The organism is Streptomyces sp. HB132, from assembly GCF_016909575.1.
GTDB lineage: Bacteria > Actinomycetota > Actinomycetes > Streptomycetales > Streptomycetaceae > Streptomyces.
This window is the reverse complement of the sequence record NZ_JAFBGA010000012.1, coordinates 1-16,104: the sequence shown is the minus strand read 5'-3', so window position 1 is coordinate 16,104 and position 16,104 is coordinate 1. Positions and strand designations below refer to the sequence as shown.

At 71.8% G+C, this 16,104-nt stretch carries 14 protein-coding genes and 1 pseudogene; 11 read left to right on the top strand and 4 right to left on the bottom strand.

Translation table 11 applies throughout. From position 1 onward, the window contains the following. Positions 1–119: 119 nt before the first annotated feature. On the bottom strand, positions 120–1,886 hold the full coding sequence (locus JOC24_RS23930) for a dolichyl-phosphate-mannose--protein mannosyltransferase (protein WP_205022446.1): 1,767 nt from the start codon (positions 1,884–1,886) through the stop codon (positions 120–122). A 53-nt stretch (positions 1,887–1,939) separates the two neighbouring features. Between JOC24_RS23930 and rsmI the strand changes: the two genes are divergently transcribed. The 7 genes from rsmI (at position 1,940) to JOC24_RS23895 (ending at position 8,139) form a co-directional block, all read left to right on the top strand. Further along, the gene (gene rsmI, locus JOC24_RS23925) at positions 1,940–2,836 is read left to right on the top strand and encodes a 16S rRNA (cytidine(1402)-2'-O)-methyltransferase (protein ID WP_205022445.1); all 897 of its coding nucleotides are present in this window, start codon (positions 1,940–1,942) and stop codon (positions 2,834–2,836) included. Between the two features lie 172 nt (positions 2,837–3,008). Next, positions 3,009–3,401 carry a hypothetical protein gene (locus tag JOC24_RS23920; protein WP_205022444.1) on the top strand — a complete coding sequence of 131 codons (393 nt, stop codon included), beginning with the start codon at positions 3,009–3,011 and terminating at the stop codon, positions 3,399–3,401. 32 nt (positions 3,402–3,433) lie between these two features. Further along, positions 3,434–4,300, top strand: coding sequence for a TatD family hydrolase (locus JOC24_RS23915; protein WP_205022443.1), 867 nt, complete (start codon positions 3,434–3,436; stop codon positions 4,298–4,300). 116 nt (positions 4,301–4,416) lie between these two features. Next, positions 4,417–4,974 (top strand): ubiquitin-like domain-containing protein, encoded by a 558-nt coding sequence (locus JOC24_RS23910; RefSeq protein ID WP_374104520.1) that lies wholly within the window; start codon positions 4,417–4,419, stop codon positions 4,972–4,974. A gap of 9 nt (positions 4,975–4,983) precedes the next feature. Beyond that, on the top strand, positions 4,984–5,856 hold the full coding sequence (rsmA, locus tag JOC24_RS23905) for a 16S rRNA (adenine(1518)-N(6)/adenine(1519)-N(6))-dimethyltransferase RsmA (protein ID WP_205022442.1): 873 nt from the start codon (positions 4,984–4,986) through the stop codon (positions 5,854–5,856). Further along, positions 5,853–6,752 carry a 4-(cytidine 5'-diphospho)-2-C-methyl-D-erythritol kinase gene (locus JOC24_RS23900; protein WP_205022441.1) on the top strand — a complete coding sequence of 300 codons (900 nt, stop codon included), beginning with the start codon at positions 5,853–5,855 and terminating at the stop codon, positions 6,750–6,752. The genes rsmA and JOC24_RS23900 overlap by 4 nt, the downstream gene beginning before the upstream one ends. 73 nt (positions 6,753–6,825) lie before the next feature. Then, on the top strand, positions 6,826–8,139 hold the full coding sequence (locus tag JOC24_RS23895) for an acyltransferase family protein (protein WP_205022440.1): 1,314 nt from the start codon (positions 6,826–6,828) through the stop codon (positions 8,137–8,139). Between the two features lie 22 nt (positions 8,140–8,161). Here JOC24_RS23895 and JOC24_RS23890 read toward each other — a convergent pair whose 3' ends face one another. From JOC24_RS23890 to JOC24_RS23880, 3 genes are all read right to left on the bottom strand, one after another. Beyond that, positions 8,162–8,422: a Txe/YoeB family addiction module toxin gene (locus tag JOC24_RS23890; RefSeq protein WP_205022439.1), complete on the bottom strand. Its 261-nt coding sequence runs from the start codon at positions 8,420–8,422 to the stop codon at positions 8,162–8,164. Beyond that, on the bottom strand, positions 8,419–8,670 hold the full coding sequence (locus tag JOC24_RS23885; RefSeq protein WP_041825681.1) for a type II toxin-antitoxin system Phd/YefM family antitoxin: 252 nt from the start codon (positions 8,668–8,670) through the stop codon (positions 8,419–8,421). Before JOC24_RS23885 ends, JOC24_RS23890 begins: the two co-directional genes overlap by 4 nt. Before the next feature lie 90 nt (positions 8,671–8,760). Then, a complete protein-coding gene (locus tag JOC24_RS23880; RefSeq protein WP_205022438.1) occupies positions 8,761–9,399 on the bottom strand; it encodes a lipoprotein in 639 nt (212 codons plus the stop codon). Positions 9,400–9,546: 147 nt separating this feature from the next. Here JOC24_RS23880 and JOC24_RS23875 point away from each other — a divergent pair, with 147 nt between their 5' ends. The 4 genes and pseudogenes from JOC24_RS23875 to JOC24_RS23860 form a co-directional block, all read left to right on the top strand. After that, positions 9,547–11,364: an ABC-F family ATP-binding cassette domain-containing protein gene (locus JOC24_RS23875; protein ID WP_205022437.1), complete on the top strand. Its 1,818-nt coding sequence runs from the start codon at positions 9,547–9,549 to the stop codon at positions 11,362–11,364. A gap of 605 nt (positions 11,365–11,969) precedes the next feature. Then, positions 11,970–13,382: an outer membrane protein assembly factor BamB family protein gene (locus tag JOC24_RS23870; RefSeq protein ID WP_205022436.1), complete on the top strand. Its 1,413-nt coding sequence runs from the start codon at positions 11,970–11,972 to the stop codon at positions 13,380–13,382. Between the two features lie 347 nt (positions 13,383–13,729). Further along, positions 13,730–15,631, top strand: coding sequence for an outer membrane protein assembly factor BamB family protein (locus JOC24_RS23865; protein ID WP_205022435.1), 1,902 nt, complete (start codon positions 13,730–13,732; stop codon positions 15,629–15,631). Between the two features lie 58 nt (positions 15,632–15,689). Next, positions 15,690–16,104, top strand: a pseudogene (locus tag JOC24_RS23860) (hypothetical protein); the annotation flags it as partial.

Sequence of the window (16,104 nt, the reverse complement as noted above, 5' to 3'; positions counted from 1 at the left end):
ACGCGTTCAAGGGGCCTTCCTTCCGCACAGTACGGGACGGCAGGGGGCGTTGAGGCGGTTGTTATAGGACTGCTACGCCCTTCGAGAGAGCGCTTTCCGGCTCGGGACGGCCTTCGCCGCTACACCCAGGTGTCCAGCCACATCCGGTCGCGCCAGGCGTCCTCCGGGATCGACGTGCCGGTGTACAGCGGCCAGAAATACACGAAGTTCCAGACGATCAGCAGCACCAGGACCCCCGCCGCGATCACGCCCAGGGTGTGCCTGCGCTCGCCCGACGGATCGCTGCTCTCCGTGCCGAGCCGGTGCCTGGTGCCCGTGCCGGTCGCGGGGCCGATGAGAGCGCCGATCATCATCGTGACCGCCAGACACAGGAACGGCACGAACACGACCGCGTAGAAGAGGAAGATCGTCCGCTCCTGGTAGAAGAACCAGGGCACCCAGCCCGCCGCCACACCGCACGCGATCGCGCCCGCCCGCCAGTCCCGGCGGAAGAACCAGCGCCACAGGACGTACAGCAGCGCCACGCACGCCGCCCACCAGAGCAGCGGGGTGCCGAGCGCCAGCACCTCGCGGGCGCACTTCCCGGTCCCGGACGTGAGGCAGCCCGTCTTCTCCTCGTAGAAGTACGAGACGGGCCGGCCCAGCACGATCCAGCTCCACGGATTGGACTGGTAGGTGTGGCCGGAGGTCAGGCCGACGTGGAACTCGTAGACCTGGTACTCGTAGTGCCACAGGCTGCGCAGCCAGTCCGGCAGCCAGGTCCAGTTGCCGCCCCTGCCCTCGGTGGCCGCCCAGTTGCGGTAGTACCCCTTGTCCGTGACGATCCAGCCGGTCCACGACACGACGTACGTGCCGATCGCGACCGGCACCGTGGAGACGAAGGCGGGCAGCAGGTCCCTCAGGACCACGGCCCGGTACGGCTGCACGGCGCCGGCCGTGCGCCTGGCGCCGACGTCCCAGAGCACCGCCATCACGCCGAACGCGGCCAGGATGTAGAGCCCGTTCCATTTCGTGGCGAAGGCGAGGCCGAGCATCAGGCCGGCCATGATCCGCCACGGGCGCCACCCGAGGCGGAGCGTTTCCGCGATGTGGGTGTCCGGGCGCAGGATCCCGTCCTCGTCGACCGGGAGCGCCGCGGCCAGTTTCCGGCGGGACCGGTCACGGTCGACGAGGAGGCAGCCGAAGGCGGCCAGCACGAAGAACATCAGCACCAGGTCGAGCAGCGCGGTGCGGCTCATCACGAAGTGCAGCCCGTCCACGGCCAGCAGGGTTCCCGCCAGGCAGCCCAGGAACGTCGAGCGGAACAGACGGCGGCCGATCCGGCACAGCATCAGGACCGAGAGGGTGCCGAGCAGCGCCACCATGAAGCGCCAGCCGAACGGGGTGAACCCGAAGAGCTGTTCGCCGAACCCGATGATCCACTTGCCGACCGGCGGATGGACGACGTAGCCCGGGTCCACCGGGATGTCCACCGAGGACGGGTCCTTGAGGATCAGCTTGTCGACGTCCTTGGGCCATGAACCCTCGTACCCCTGGTTGACCAGTGCCCAGGCGTCCTTGGCGTAGTACGTCTCGTCGAATATCACCGCCTTCGGACTGCCCAGGTTCCAGAACCGCAGCAGCCCGGCGACCAGGGCGACCAGCAGCGGCCCGCCCCACGCGGACCAGCGCACCAGGCGGCCGGCGAGGCCCGGCGGCACCGCGAGCACGCTCCAGAACTGGCCCCCGGGGCGGGTGTAGGGCGGGATCAGGCGCTCGCGCAGCCCCGTCTCCGGACGTGGGGAATGGCCGAAGCGGCGCAGCCGCTGCTGCCAGGAAGGCGGCTGGTCGCCGGTGTGATCCCCGGCGTCGTTGCCCTGCTGGGCCTCGGGCGCAGTACTCGTCACCGCGCCATCGTAAGGAACGCATCTGTGCGAGTGGTGCCGCCCGTGCTGGGAGGATGGCCGATGTGACTGGAACGACTGGAACGCTCGTACTCGCAGGGACCCCCATCGGCGACGTGGCGGACGCCCCTCCACGGCTCGCCGCCGAGCTGGAGACGGCCGACGTCGTGGCCGCCGAGGACACCCGGCGGCTGCGCCGGCTCACCCAGGCGCTGGGCATCCACACCACGGGGCGTGTCGTGTCCTACTTCGAGGGCAACGAGGCCGCGCGGACGCCCGAACTCGTCGAGGCGCTGGCCGGCGGCGCGCGCGTCCTGCTCGTCACCGACGCCGGGATGCCGTCCGTCTCCGACCCCGGCTACCGGCTCGTCGCCGCCGCCGTGGAGCAGGACATCAAGGTCACCGCCGTACCAGGACCGTCGGCCGTGCTGACCGCGCTCGCACTGTCGGCGCTGCCCGTGGACCGCTTCTGCTTCGAGGGCTTCCTGCCCCGCAAGGCGGGCGAGCGGCTCGGGAAACTGCGCGAGGTCGCCGGCGAGCGCCGCACGATGGTCTTCTTCGAGGCCCCGCACCGGCTGGACGACACCCTGGCCGCGATGGCCGAGGTGTTCGGGACGGACCGCAGGGCCGCCGTGTGCCGCGAGCTGACCAAGACGTACGAGGAAGTGAAGCGCGGCCCCCTGGGTGACCTCGCCGTCTGGGCGGCCGAGGGGGTGCGTGGCGAGATCACCGTCGTCGTCGAGGGCGCCACGGACTCCGGGAACGAAGGACTGGACCCCGCCGAGCTGGTACGCAGGGTGCAGGTGCGCGAGGAGGCGGGGGAGCGGCGCAAGGAGGCCATCGCGGCGGTCGCCACCGAGGCCGGGCTGCCCAAGCGCGAGGTGTTCGATGCGGTGGTCGCGGCAAAGAACGCGGCTCGGACCGGCCAGGAGCAGGGCAAAGGACTAGCCTGAAGTGTAAAGCCCGAGCCGCGTTCCTGGGCCTCCGGCCACGGAACGGCCAAAAGCGTTCCAACACTCGGCAGACCTGGTGCTTCGCCGCCGGTGAGGGCGTCCACTTGAGGGTGGAACGCATCATCCGGAGTGCTTGTCCGGAGTGCTTGTCCATCGGACAAGAGGAGCAGGCATGAGTGAGATCGCAGCAACCACCGTGCACGAGGCGTACGCCTTCGCCTGCATGAGGTGTGGGTACGGCTGGGAACAGGCCTACGAGATAGAGCACCACGTCGACCGCTCGGGCAACGCCTTCGTGGTCTACAAGGCGGACGGCCAGCAGGTGCCCTCACCGCTGTCCACCCCCTCCTGCGCGAAGTGCGGCGGTCACGTCGTCCGGATCATGCGGGCCGGCCGGGTCTCCCTCGTCCAGCAGCTGCTCCGGCCCCCGCAGCCCCCGCGCCCGAAGCGGGCCGGTGAGGAGACGGCCGCCGAGGAGATGGCGGTCGCGGCGGTGCGGGCACCCGGGCCCGAGCCGCACCACTGGCACCTGTCCGACCTGCTGCGTCCCTTCCACCGGCGGTGAGAGAGAGCTCATGCCCTCGTAGAGTCGTGGGCATGAGCCGTACCGAAGCCCCGCCGCTCCCCGAACCCCTCAGGGTTCCGGTCGCCGATTCGCACACCCACCTGGACATGCAGGACGGAACAGTCGAGGAGGGCCTGGCCCGCGCCGCGGCGGTCAACGTCACCGCCGTCGTCCAGGTGGGCTGTGACGTGAAGGGATCGCACTGGGCCGCCGAGACCGCCGCCGCGCACCCCTCCGTGCACGCCTCCGTCGCCCTGCACCCCAACGAGGCGCCGCGCATCGTGCACGGAGACCCCGAGGGCTCGGCCCGGCAGGGAGCGCGCGATCCCGGCGGGAGGGCCGCGCTCGACGAGGCGCTCGCCGAGATCGACGCGCTCGCGGCACTGGACCACGTGCGCGCGGTCGGCGAGACGGGCCTCGACCACTTCCGTACGGGGCCCGAGGGCATGGCCGCGCAGGAGGAGTCCTTCCGGGCCCACATCGAGATCGCCAAGCGGCACGGCAAGGCCCTGGTCATCCACGACCGTGACGCCCACGCGGACGTGCTCCGCATCCTCGCCGACGCGGGCGCCCCCGAGCGGACCGTCTTCCACTGCTACTCCGGAGACGCCGAGATGGCCCGGATCTGTGCGGCGGCCGGGTACTTCATGTCCTTCGCGGGCAACGTCACCTTCAAGAACGCGCAGCCGCTGCGCGACGCACTGGCCGTCGCCCCCGCCGAACTCGTGCTCGTCGAGACGGACGCGCCCTTCCTCACCCCCGCCCCGTACCGCGGCCGGCCCAACGCGCCCTACCTGATTCCGGTCACCCTGCGCGCCATGGCGGAGGTGAGGGGCACCGACGAGGACACCCTGGCCGCCGCCGTCTACGACAACACCGCCCGCGCGTTCGACTTCTGACGTCCGCCGCACGACCCGGCCGACACGTTGGGTAATCGTACGACTTTGGGCGGTGACGGCGGCTCCGCTATCGTGCCCGCGCAACGGGGTCGGCAGGGCGGAACGTCTGGAGCGTCGTGGGCCATTCGCAGGGCAGTCACCGCGCGCCGCGCGGCAGTGGGCGTACGAGCCTGGGGCGGGTCCCCGCCCCGCCGCCGGCACCGCCGCGTTCCCTCCACGAGGAGCGGACGATCGTCGCCGGGCGGTGGCCGGGCGCCTCGCCGGTCCACGACCCCACCGTGCTGGACACACCGGCGGCCCGGCAGCCGGCCCCGCGGAGGAAGACCCCCGGACACCGGGCCGCCCGGCGTCACCGGGGTGCCCCGGACAGCCTGCGGCGGATCGTCCCGCGCGCCCTCGTCGTCGCGGTCCTGGCCGGCGGCACCGCCGCGTTCCTCGCCCAGGACAAGGCCGTCCGCGTGAGTGTCGACGGCACGTCGCGCACCTTGCACACCTTCGCGGACGACGTCGGCGAGCTCCTCGACGCCGAAGGCGTCACGGTCGGGACCCGCGACACCGTCGCCCCCGCCCCCGCCACGGGGCTGGACGACGGCGACGAGATCGTCGTCCTCCGCGAGACACGCGTCTCGGGGCCCGTGCCGGGCGGCGGTCCCCGGGTCCCGCGGCGGCCGTAGGCTTAACGGGTGAGCACCACAGAGCCCGACGCCCTCCTGGGCCCCGCAGACATCCGCGAGCTGGCCGCAGCGCTGGGCGTACGCCCCACCAAGCAGCGCGGCCAGAACTTCGTCATCGACGCCAACACGGTCCGCAGGATCGTACGGACCGCCGAGGTGCGGCCCGACGACGTGGTGGTCGAGGTCGGGCCCGGCCTGGGCTCGCTGACCCTGGCCCTGCTGGAGGCGGCCGACCGGGTCGTCGCCGTGGAGATCGACGACGTGCTCGCCGGCGCACTGCCCGCCACGGTCGCCGCCCGCCTGCCGGACCGGGCCGGCCGGTTCGACCTCGTCCACTCGGACGCGATGCTGGTGAAGGAGCTGCCCGGCCCCCCGCCCACCGCGCTGGTCGCCAACCTTCCCTACAACGTCGCCGTGCCGGTGCTGCTCACCATGCTGGAGCGTTTCCCCACCATCGAGCGGACTCTCGTGATGGTGCAGGCCGAGGTCGCCGACCGGCTCGCCGCCCGGCCCGGGAACAAGGTCTACGGCGTGCCGTCCGTCAAGGCCAACTGGTACGCCGACGTCAAGCGCGCCGGGTCGATCGGCCGCACGGTGTTCTGGCCCGCGCCCAACGTCGACTCGGGGCTGGTGTCCCTCGTCCGGCGCGCGGAGCCGGTCCGCACCACCGCGAGCAGGAGCGAGGTCTTCGCCGTCGTGGACGCCGCCTTCGCCCAGCGCCGCAAGACGCTGCGCGCGGCCCTGGCCGGCTGGGCCGGCTCCGCACCGGCCGCCGAGACCGCACTGACCGCCGCGGGGATCTCGCCGCAGGCCCGGGGCGAGGCGCTGACCGTCGAGGAGTTCGCCGCAATCGCCGAGAACAAGCCGGAGCCCTCCGCATGACCCGCAGCGTCACCGTCCGCGTACCCGCCAAGGTCAACGCGCAGCTCGCGGTGGGCGCACCCCGCCCCGACGGCTTCCACGACCTGGCCAACGTCTTCCTCGCCGTCGGCCTGTACGACGAGGTCACCGTCACCCCCGCCGACGCCCTGAGCATCACCTGCTCGGGACCGGACGCCGCCCAGGTCCCGCTGGACGCCACCAACCTGGCCGCCCGCGCCGCGATCGCCCTGGCGGCCCGGCACGGCATCGTCCCCGACGTGCGCATCCACATCGCCAAGGACATCCCCGTCGCCGGCGGCATGGCGGGCGGCAGCGCCGACGGCGCCGCCGCCCTGCTGGCCTGCGACGCCCTGTGGGCCACCGGCGCGAGCCGGGAGGAACTCCTGGAGATCTGCGCCGAGCTGGGCAGCGACGTGCCGTTCAGCCTGGTCGGCGGGGCGGCACTCGGGACCGGCCGAGGCGAGCGGCTGACCACCGTCGAGGTCGGCGGAACCTTCCACTGGGTCTTCGCCGTAGCCGACGGCGGGCTCTCCACCCCCGCGGTGTACGGCGAGTTCGACCGGCTCACCGCCGGTGAGGACGTCCCCGAACCGGCCGTGTCGCCCGCGCTCCTGGACGCCCTGCGCAAGGGGGACGCCACCGCGCTCGCGGACGCCCTCGGCAACGACCTCCAGGCCGCCGCCCTCTCCTTGCGCCCCTCCCTCGCCGACACCCTCGCGGCGGGCACCGCCGCGGGCGCCCTGGCCGCGCTGGTCTCGGGATCAGGGCCGACCACGGCGTTCCTGACCGCCGACGAGGAGTCGGCGCGGAAGGTCTCCGACGCGCTGCTGGCCTCGGGCACCTGCCGCAACACCCGGGTGGCGGCATCCCCCGCACCGGGCGCCACCGTCGTCTGACCGCCGGTACTCAGACGGGAACTGAGTACGGTCGCGCTGCCGCCCTCCCGGGGCGCGGCGCGACCGTATGCGCATGGGACCAGACGTTCGTGAACTCGCCGCGGCGACACCCGCCACGCGCGACCGCTACATCGACCTGCTGCGTGTCGCCTCGCTCGGGACGGTCGTGCTCGGCCACTGGCTGATGGCCGCCGTCACCACCGACGGGGTCGGCAACCTCCTCGCCGTCGTCCCGGGACTCCAACTGCTCACCTGGGCGCTCCAGATCATGCCGGTCTTCTTCTTCGTCGGCGGTTTCTCCCACGCGCTGTCCTACCGGTCCATGCTCCGCGGGCGGCCCGAGGGATCCACGAGCTCCGTCTACCCCTCCTTCGTCCGTGCCCGGCTGCAACGCCTGCTGAGGCCCACCATGGTCTTCGTACTGGTGTGGGGCCTGGCCGCGCTCGTCGTGCAACTCCTCGGTGGTGGCGGGGGGCTGACCGGAGTGACGCTGCGGCTGGTGACACAGCCCCTCTGGTTCATCGGCATCTACCTGGCGATGGTCGCGTTCACCCCGGTCCTCCTGAGACTGCACGACCGTCACGGCTGGGGCGCGTTCGCGGCGCTCGCGGGAGCCGCCGCCACGGTGGATCTCCTGCGCTTCGCGGCAGGCGTCCCGTACGTCGAGTTCCTCAACTTCGCGTTCGTCTGGCTCGCCGTGCACCAACTCGGTTTCCTGCGCGCCGACGGCCGCATCAGCCGGCCCGCGCTGCTCGCCGGAGCCGGGCTCACCGCCGCCGTCGCCCTGGTGGCCTTCGGCCCGTATCCGCTCTCCATGGTCGGTATGCCGGGCGAGAGGATCAGCAACATGGCGCCGCCCACCCTCGCGCTGCTCTGTCACGGACTCTGGCTCGTGGGGGCGGTCGAGATGCTGCGCGCACCCGGGGCCCGGCTGGTGGCCCGGCCACGCGTCTGGCGCACGGTCGTGGCCGCCAACGGCGTCGCCATGACCGCGTTCCTCTGGCACCTCACCGCGATGCTCGGCGTGTACGGGGCGATGCTCGCCCTCGACGTCCCGCTGCCGGACCCGGCCACCGGCGCCTGGTGGGCGCAGGTACCGGTGCGCATCGCGGCCGCCGTCGCGCTCACCGCGCTGCTGGTCGCGGCCTTCCGCGCGTTCGAGCGCCCCGTCCGGGTCGTCCCCGGCAGGGCGGCGAGCGGCGCGGGAGCCGTCTCCGCGGTCGGTGTGACCCTCGCCCTGCTCGGAGTGCTGGGCCTGTCCATGGTCGGCTACGCGGGACTGCTCGAGGGGCACACCGCACTGCTGATCGCCGTCCGCGTCAGCGCCCCGGCGGCCGTCGCCATGGCGCTCGGCGGCTGGCTCCTGGTGGAGCGGGCGGGGCGCTGAGGGCCGGTTGGGCACGGGCCGGTCAGGAGCCGTAGTGGTACCGGCAGGCGGCGATACGGACCTCGTCGTCGACGACCTTGTAGATCAGTCGGTGCTCTGCGGTGATCCGGCGGGACCAGTACCCCTGGAAGCCGTGTTTCAGGGGCTCAGGCTTGCCGATGCCCTCGTTGCCGTGACGGGAGACGTCCTGGAGCAGGCTGTTGATCCGCCTGAGGATCTTCCGGTCCTGAGCCTGCCACCAGATGTAGTCGTCCCAAGCCGTCTCGTCCCAGACGAACTTCACTCGGCGAGCTCCCTCACGGTGCCTCCGCCGCTCTCCAAGCGGTCTATCGAAGCCAGCAGCCGGCGGGCGTTCTCCGGGCTTCGCAGGAGATAGGCCGTTTCCTTGAGGGACTCGTACTCGTCGAGAGCGACTATCACCACCGGGTCATGGCCGGCGCGCGTGACGATCACTTCCTCGCGGTCGTCGACGACCGCATCGAGGGTCTCGGCATACCTGGCCCGCGACTCCGTGTAGGTCATGGTCCGCACTGTGGCCTCCTCGATCCTGTACGTCATCCTGTACGTACAGGATACTGTACGGGTGTGATCCGGGGGGAGCGACGACCGGTCGTGTGCTCCTCAGCCCAGCTCCAGCGTCCTCTTCGCGAGCTCGTAGGCAGGGAGCATCTCCTCGTGCTCCTGCGAGTCCAGCCCGCCCAGGTGCATCACGACCGGGCCGTCGGGCGTCGAGACGGCGAAGGCGTGCTGCGTCTTCTTCTCGTCCAGCAGTTCGACGTTCACCGTGTACTCCACCTCGGTGGCGGCCAGGGAACCGGCCCGGATCTCGGCGTACACGGCCTTGCTCGCGTCAGGGTCACCTGCCACGAAGTCCTCCAGCGCTGCTCGCGGCGTGGTGCCGGACCCCTTGCCCTGCCACACCCGGATGTAGCCGATGTTCCCGGCAGGCTTGGCGTCGATCTCGCAGACCATCGTGGCCGAGCCCTGCTGCCCCAGTTCCGCGAACTCGGAGCCGGGATCCACCTCCACGGCCTCCGGCTTCCAGTCCGCCGCCAGGTCGAAGGTCACCGGCAGCTCGCAGGCCGAGCCGGGGGCGCCGAGCGTGACACCCTTCTCCACGGCGCCGCTCTCCGCGGCCCTCGGAGGAGCACCGTCCCCGTTCCTGCCCGTGTCTCCGCCGCCGGACGGCGACGAACAGCCGGCCAGCACCACCGCCGTCAGGGCCGCCGGCAGCAGGGCCCGTATCGCGCAGCGCATCATGAAGTCCCCACCCCAGAGATGTTCCGAACCGCTCCGACCTGGGGTTCCTCCCCATGATCGATCGCCGCACGCTATCGCACCCCGCGTGGCGACTACTCTGGGACGTCGAGCGGTCCCCGACGCAGGGATCCCCGACGCAGGAGTGAAATGGCCGTCAATCTGGTCAATGTCGAGCAGGTCAGCAAGGTGTACGGCACCCGTGCCCTGCTCGACGGTGTATCCCTCGGGGTGTCCGAGGGCGACCGGATCGGCGTCGTCGGCCGCAACGGCGACGGCAAGACGACGCTCATCCGGATGCTCGCCAAGCTCGAGGAGGCGGACACCGGCCGGGTCACCCACAACGGCGGGCTGCGCCTGGGTGTCCTCACCCAGCACGACTCCCTCGACCCGCAGGCCACCATCCGGCACGAGGTCATCGGCGATCTCGCCGACCACGAGTGGGCGGGCAGCGCCAAGATCCGCGACGTGCTGACCGGGCTCTTCGGCGGCCTCGCCCTCCCCGGCTTCGAGCACGGCCTGGACACCGTCATCGCCCCGCTCTCCGGCGGCGAGCGGCGCCGGATCGCCCTGGCGAAGCTGCTCATCGCCGAGCAGGACCTGATCGTCCTCGACGAGCCCACCAACCACCTCGACGTCGAGGGCATCTCCTGGCTGGCCGGACATCTGCGGACCAGGCGCTCCGCGCTCGTCTGCGTCACCCACGACCGGTGGTTCCTGGACCAGGTCTGCACCCGCATGTGGGACGTCCAGCGCGGCTCGGTCCACGAGTACGAGGGCGGCTACAGCGACTACGTCTTCGCCCGGGCCGAGCGGGAGCGGATCGCCGCGACCGAGGAGTCCAAGCGGCAGAACCTGATGCGCAAGGAGCTGGCCTGGCTGCGGCGCGGAGCCCCCGCCCGTACCTCCAAGCCGCGCTACCGCATCGAGGCGGCCAACGAACTGATCGCCGACGTGCCGCCCCCGCGCGACACCAGCGAGCTGATGAAGTTCGCCAACGCCCGGCTGGGCAAGACGGTCTTCGACCTGGAGGACGTGACCGTCCAGGCCGGCCCCAAGACCCTGCTCACCCACCTCACCTGGCAGCTCGGCCCCGGTGACCGCATCGGCCTGGTGGGCGTCAACGGCGCGGGCAAGACCTCGCTGCTGCGTGCGCTCGCCGAGGCGTCCCGCAGCCAGGGCGACGTACAGCCCGCCGACGGGAAGGTCGTCGTCGGCAAGACGGTCAAGCTCGCCTACCTCTCCCAGGAGGTCGCCGAGCTCAACCCGAACCTGCGGGTGCTCGAAGCGGTCCAGCAGGTGCGCGACCGCGTCGATCTCGGCAAGGGCCGCGAGATGACCGCCGGGCAGCTCTGCGAGCAGTTCGGCTTCGTCAAGGAGAAGCAGTGGACTCCGGTCGGTGACCTGTCCGGTGGCGAGCGGAGGCGGCTGCAGATCCTGCGGCTGCTGATGGACGAGCCCAACGTCCTCTTCCTCGACGAGCCCACCAACGACCTCGACATCGAGACGCTGACCCAGCTGGAGGACCTCCTCGACGGCTGGCCCGGGTCGATGATCGTGATCTCCCACGACCGGTTCTTCATCGAACGCACCACGGACAAGGTGATGGCGCTCCTCGGCGACCGCGCGCTGCGGATGCTGCCGCGCGGTATCGACGAGTACATCGAGCGCAGGCAGCGCATGGAGGCGACGGCGACGCCCGCGTCCTTCGCCGGGTCCTCGGCGCCCAAGGCGGCGCCGGCCGAGACCGTCTCCCCGCAGGCCACGCGCGCGGCGAAGAAGGAGCTGCAGAAGGTCGAGCGGCAGCTCGAGAAGATGTCGACGAAGGAGACGTCGCTCCACGCGCAGATCGCCGACAACGCCACCGACTTCGCGAAGGTCGCCACGCTCGACGCCGAGCTGCGTGAACTGGTCGCGGAACGGGACGTGCTGGAGATGCGCTGGCTGGAGCTGGCCGAGGACGTCTGAGGGCCGCCCGGGCGGGACCGGGATCGGTGGGGCCTGCCGACGCATGAGGGGGAAGAGGCCCGAGAACCACCGGTGGTAGAAAGAGGGTCCGCCCGACTCACCATCACCTCGCGGAGACCAAGCCCGATTCGCTCCTTTCCGGTGCGCTCCGGGGAGCGCCGTTTCCGGCTCCCGGAGCGCACCGGAAGCGCGGGGGAGACCGGAGAGGGGGACCGGTCCGCAGAAAAGGGGACGCACCGATGTCCCAGCCGCCCGGCCCGCACTCGTCGCACGAGGGCTTCGGAGCACCGTTCGACCCGGCGGAAGGCGCGGCTCCCGGGTCTCAGCCGCCCGCACCGCAGCCCGGGTACGGGTATCCGGGCGCACCGCAACCCGGGTACGGGTATCCGCCCGCACCGCAACCCGGATACGGGTACCCCGCAGCCCCGCAACCGGGCCCGTACGGCGCCCGGTCCGGCCCTTACACGCAGCAGCCCGGACCCCACGGTCCCCAGCCCGGGCCCCACCACCCTCCGCAGGCGGGTCCCCACGGTTCGCCGCCTCCCGGAGGGAGTCCCGAAGGGCGCCGACGGTTCGGAGGCAGGCCGGCGCGCATCGTCGGGGCCGTGCTCGCCGCGCTCCTCGTCGCGGGTGGCGTTGTCCGGTTCGCCACCGGCGGCGACGGTGAGCGGCCCGCCGCCGGTGGAGGTGACCGGCCCGCGTCCTCGCCCGCCGCGGACGGGAAGGCCGACGCCACGGACCGGACCGACTCCGAGCTCGTCGAGGCGGCCGGCGCCGGGCGTGAGCAGGGCGAGGCGAAGCTGCGCTGGGTGAAGAGCCTCGGCGTCGACCTGCCCGGGCAGGCCCTCACCGTCTTCGGCCCGTGGCAGTCCGGGGACGTCGTGGCACACGCCGTCCGCCGTACCGTCTCCGGCTACTCGGCGCAGGACGGCCGGAAGGTGTGGAGCCTGAAGGTCTCCGCCGACATATGCGCGGCACCGACGCTGCCGACCGGGGACGGCAAGATCGTCATCGCGTTCGAGGAGCACACCGAGGACGGCGCGGACTGTTCGGTCCTGCGGATGATCGACCTGCGGACGGGCAGGGCGGGATGGACCAAGACGCTCCCCGCGGGCGGCTTCAGGGAGATCCGGCGGGACGTCGCCATGTCCGTGAACGGCGACACCGTGACCTACGCGCGCGCCGGCCGCGTCCTCGCCTACGACGTCGGCGACGGCAAGGAGGTGTTCGGGATGCCGACCGGCCCCTGCCGGCCGTACGCGTTCACCAGCGGTCCGCGGATGATCGCCGCCACCTCCTGCGCTCCCTTGGGCGACGACCGGGCGGACCAGCGGATCCAGGAGGTCGACCCGCTGACCGGCGAGGCGCGGTGGACGTACGACGTCGGGGCGGGCTGGACCGTCGACCAGGTCTATTCGACCGATCCGCTGGTGGTCTCCGTACAGAAGGGCGACGCGTGGAAGGCCGTCGCCCTGCGGGCCGACGGCACCCTGCGCGCGGAGATCGACCTGGGCACCCGTGACGTCGACTTCGGCTTCGCCGACTACGAAGTACGCTGCGGCGGCTACCAGATGGTCACCTCGAACAAGGACGACTGCGCCGGCGTGGCGGCCGACTCCGACACGTTCTACGTGTCGACCAAGCGGCAGCACGCCGAGTTCGACATCGACAACAAGCTCGTCGCCTTCGACCTGGACACCGGCGAACAGAAGTGGACGGTGGCCGCACCGCTCGGACGCAGGGTCGAGCCGCTCGGCACCGAGGACGGCCAGGTGCTCGTCTACGTCGCTCCCACGAAGAAGCAGGGCGGCGAGATCGCCACGGCGCCGGCTGCCGGCGGCGACCTGAGGACGGTCCTCGCACATCCCGCGTCGACGGCAGCCATCGAGGACGGTTTCGCCGGCGGGAAGATCGACTACGCGAACGGCCGCTCCCTCGTCACCCGGTCCGTGGTCGGTCTCGAGGAGGACGACAACATCGAGGTCACGACGAAGATGTTCATGGCGTTCGGTGATTGAGACGGTCTTCCGGAACCTGAAGCCCTCATTCCGGTGAAAGCCGCCCACTCCGGCGGGTGTTGACGCCAGGTCGGCCGCCGGTGCGGCCGTCCGCCCGCACCGGGCTCGTAACGGCGACATCACGGGCCGGTTCTCCCTTGGGAACAGGGCATGGACCGAACCGGTGGCCGGTGGGTGCGGGTGGTACAAAGAAGCCCCGCTCGACTGTCGTAAAGCCGCGGAAGCCATGCCCGATTCGCTCCTTTCCGGGGGGAATTCAGAGATTTCTCGCACCTGATCCTCTGAACCCAGCGGAATCGCGGGGGAGACCGGAACGGGCACCGGACCGCACGAAGGGGGACGTGCTGATGACCCAGCCGCCCAGCCAGCAACCGCCGCAGGGGGGCTTCGGGGCTCCGCAGGACCCGCAGGGCACTCCTCAGCCGCCCCAGCCGCAGTCACCTCCGGCAGCTCCACCGCAGATGCCGCCCGCGCCCCCGCAGACGCCGCCCCCAGGGGCGCCGCAGCCGGGGTACGGCTACCCGCAGGCCCCCGGAGCGCAGCCCGGCTACGGCTACCCCCAGGCTCCCGGCCAGGCCGCTCCCGGCCAGGCCGCTCCCGGCCAGGCCGCTCCCGGCCAGGCCGCTCCCGGCCAGGCCGCTCCCGGCCAGGCCGCTCCGGGCCCCTACGCCCAGCAGCCGGGTCCCTACGGCGCCCCGACCGGCCCGTACGCGCAGCAGCCCGGCCCGTACGGCCAGCAGCCCGGCTACGGCTATCCGCAGCAGCAGTACCCCGGCGCACCCACGCCCGGCGGCTCCGGCGGCGGCCCCTTCAAGGGCAAGCCCGCCGTCGTCATCGGCGCGGCGCTCGCCGGACTCCTCGTCGTCGGCACCGGAATCTTCTTCGCCACGAGCGGCGGCGGCGAGGAGAAGAAGCCCGTCTCCAAGTCCAGCGAGGACGCCGTGGGCCCGAGCGCCTCGCCCAGCGTCGACCAGGGCGACGGCAAGGGCGACGGCCGTGAGGCGAACGACGACCTGAACGCCGGCCGCAAGGAGGGCGAGGCCAAGGTCCTCTGGCTGACGAAGAACGACATCGACCTGCCGCGCAACGGCGCGAACGTGTACGGCCCGTGGATCGTCGGGGACACCCTCGTCAAGGGCATGTACCGCTCGGTCGTCGGCTACTCGGTGGCCGACGGCAAGGAGAAGTGGAAGCTTCCGCTCCCCGCCGACATGTGCGCCGCGCCCGTCACGCCCACCTCCGACGGCAAGATCGTCATCGGCGTGATGAACGGCACCACGGACAAGGCCGACTGCGCCGACCTCCAGATGATCGACCTCAACACCGGCAAGGCCGGATGGAAGAAGTCGGTCAAGAAGAACGGCACCTGGGACCTGCTGTCCGACATCGGCCTGGCGATCAGCGGTGACACCGTGACCGTCGGCCGCACGAGCAACTCCAGCGCGTTCCGCGTCAGCGACGGCAAGGAACTGTTCGGCAACCCGTCGGGCGACTGCAAGCCGTACGCCTTCGCCGGCGGCCCCAAGCTCATCGCCGCGGTCAACTGCCGCACCGACGACGTGGACAACCCGCAGCAGCAGGTCCAGGAGGTCGACCCGACCACCGGGAAAGCCAAGTGGACCTACGAGCCGAAGCGCGGCTGGGAGATCGACAAGGTCTACTCGGTGAGCCCCCTCGTCGTCTCGCTGACCCAGCGGGAGGAGAAGAAGTGGGCCGTCCTCGCGCTCAAGGAGAACGGAACGCTCCGTTCCCAGCTGATCAGTGACAAGGGAGACAAGCTCTCCGTCGACTGCGGCGGAGGCTTCTCGATCTTCGGCAAGAAGCTCGAAGGCTGCAGTGGCGTCGCCGCCGACGCCAACACCTTCTACATGATGACCGAGGACGACACCAGCGGCACCGGCCGTACCAACAAGGTCATCGCGTTCGACCTGAACACCGGCAAGACCAAGTGGAAGTCCGCGGCCCCCGCCGAGCGCACCATGAAGCCGCTGCGCATGGAAAGCGGTGACGTCCTGGTCTACCTCGAGCCCTCGTACGACAAGGGCGGGGCGATCGCCACGATCGCGCCCACCGGCGGCACGCCCGAGGTGGTGCTGCAGCACCCGGACTCGACGACCAGGATCGAGAGCTTCTTCTCGTCCAAGACCGTCTATGCCGGAAGCCGTTCCTTCGTCGTCAGCGACCGCGTCAGCGCGAGCAACGACGAGGAGGAGAAGGAGCAGACGACCATGATGGCCTTCGGCAAGTGACGGCCGACGACGGCAACCGCAGCCCCTTCTCCTCAGACCCAGCAGAGGTACGTACGCCATGACCCAGCCGCCCCAGCCGCCCAACGAGCCGCCCCAGGGCGGATTCGGCGCACCCACGCCGCCGCCCGCCGACCCGTTCGGCAAGCAGCCCCCGGCCACGCCCCCCACCCCGCCCGCGGGCGGCTACGGCAGTCCGCCCACCCCGCCCGCGGGTGGCTACGGCACGCCGCAGGTGCCCCCGCCCGGTCAGCCGCCGACGCAGCCCGGCTACGGCTACCCGCAGGCCCCGCCGCCCGGTCAGCCGCCGACGCAGCCCGGCTACGGCTACCCGCAGGCCCCGCCGCCCGGTCAGCCGCCGACGCAGCCCGGCTACGGCTTCCCGCAGGCCCCGCCGCCCGGTCAGCCGCCGACGCAGCCCGGCTACGGCTTCCCGCAGGCCCCGCCGCCCGGTCAGCCGCCGACGCAGCCCGGCT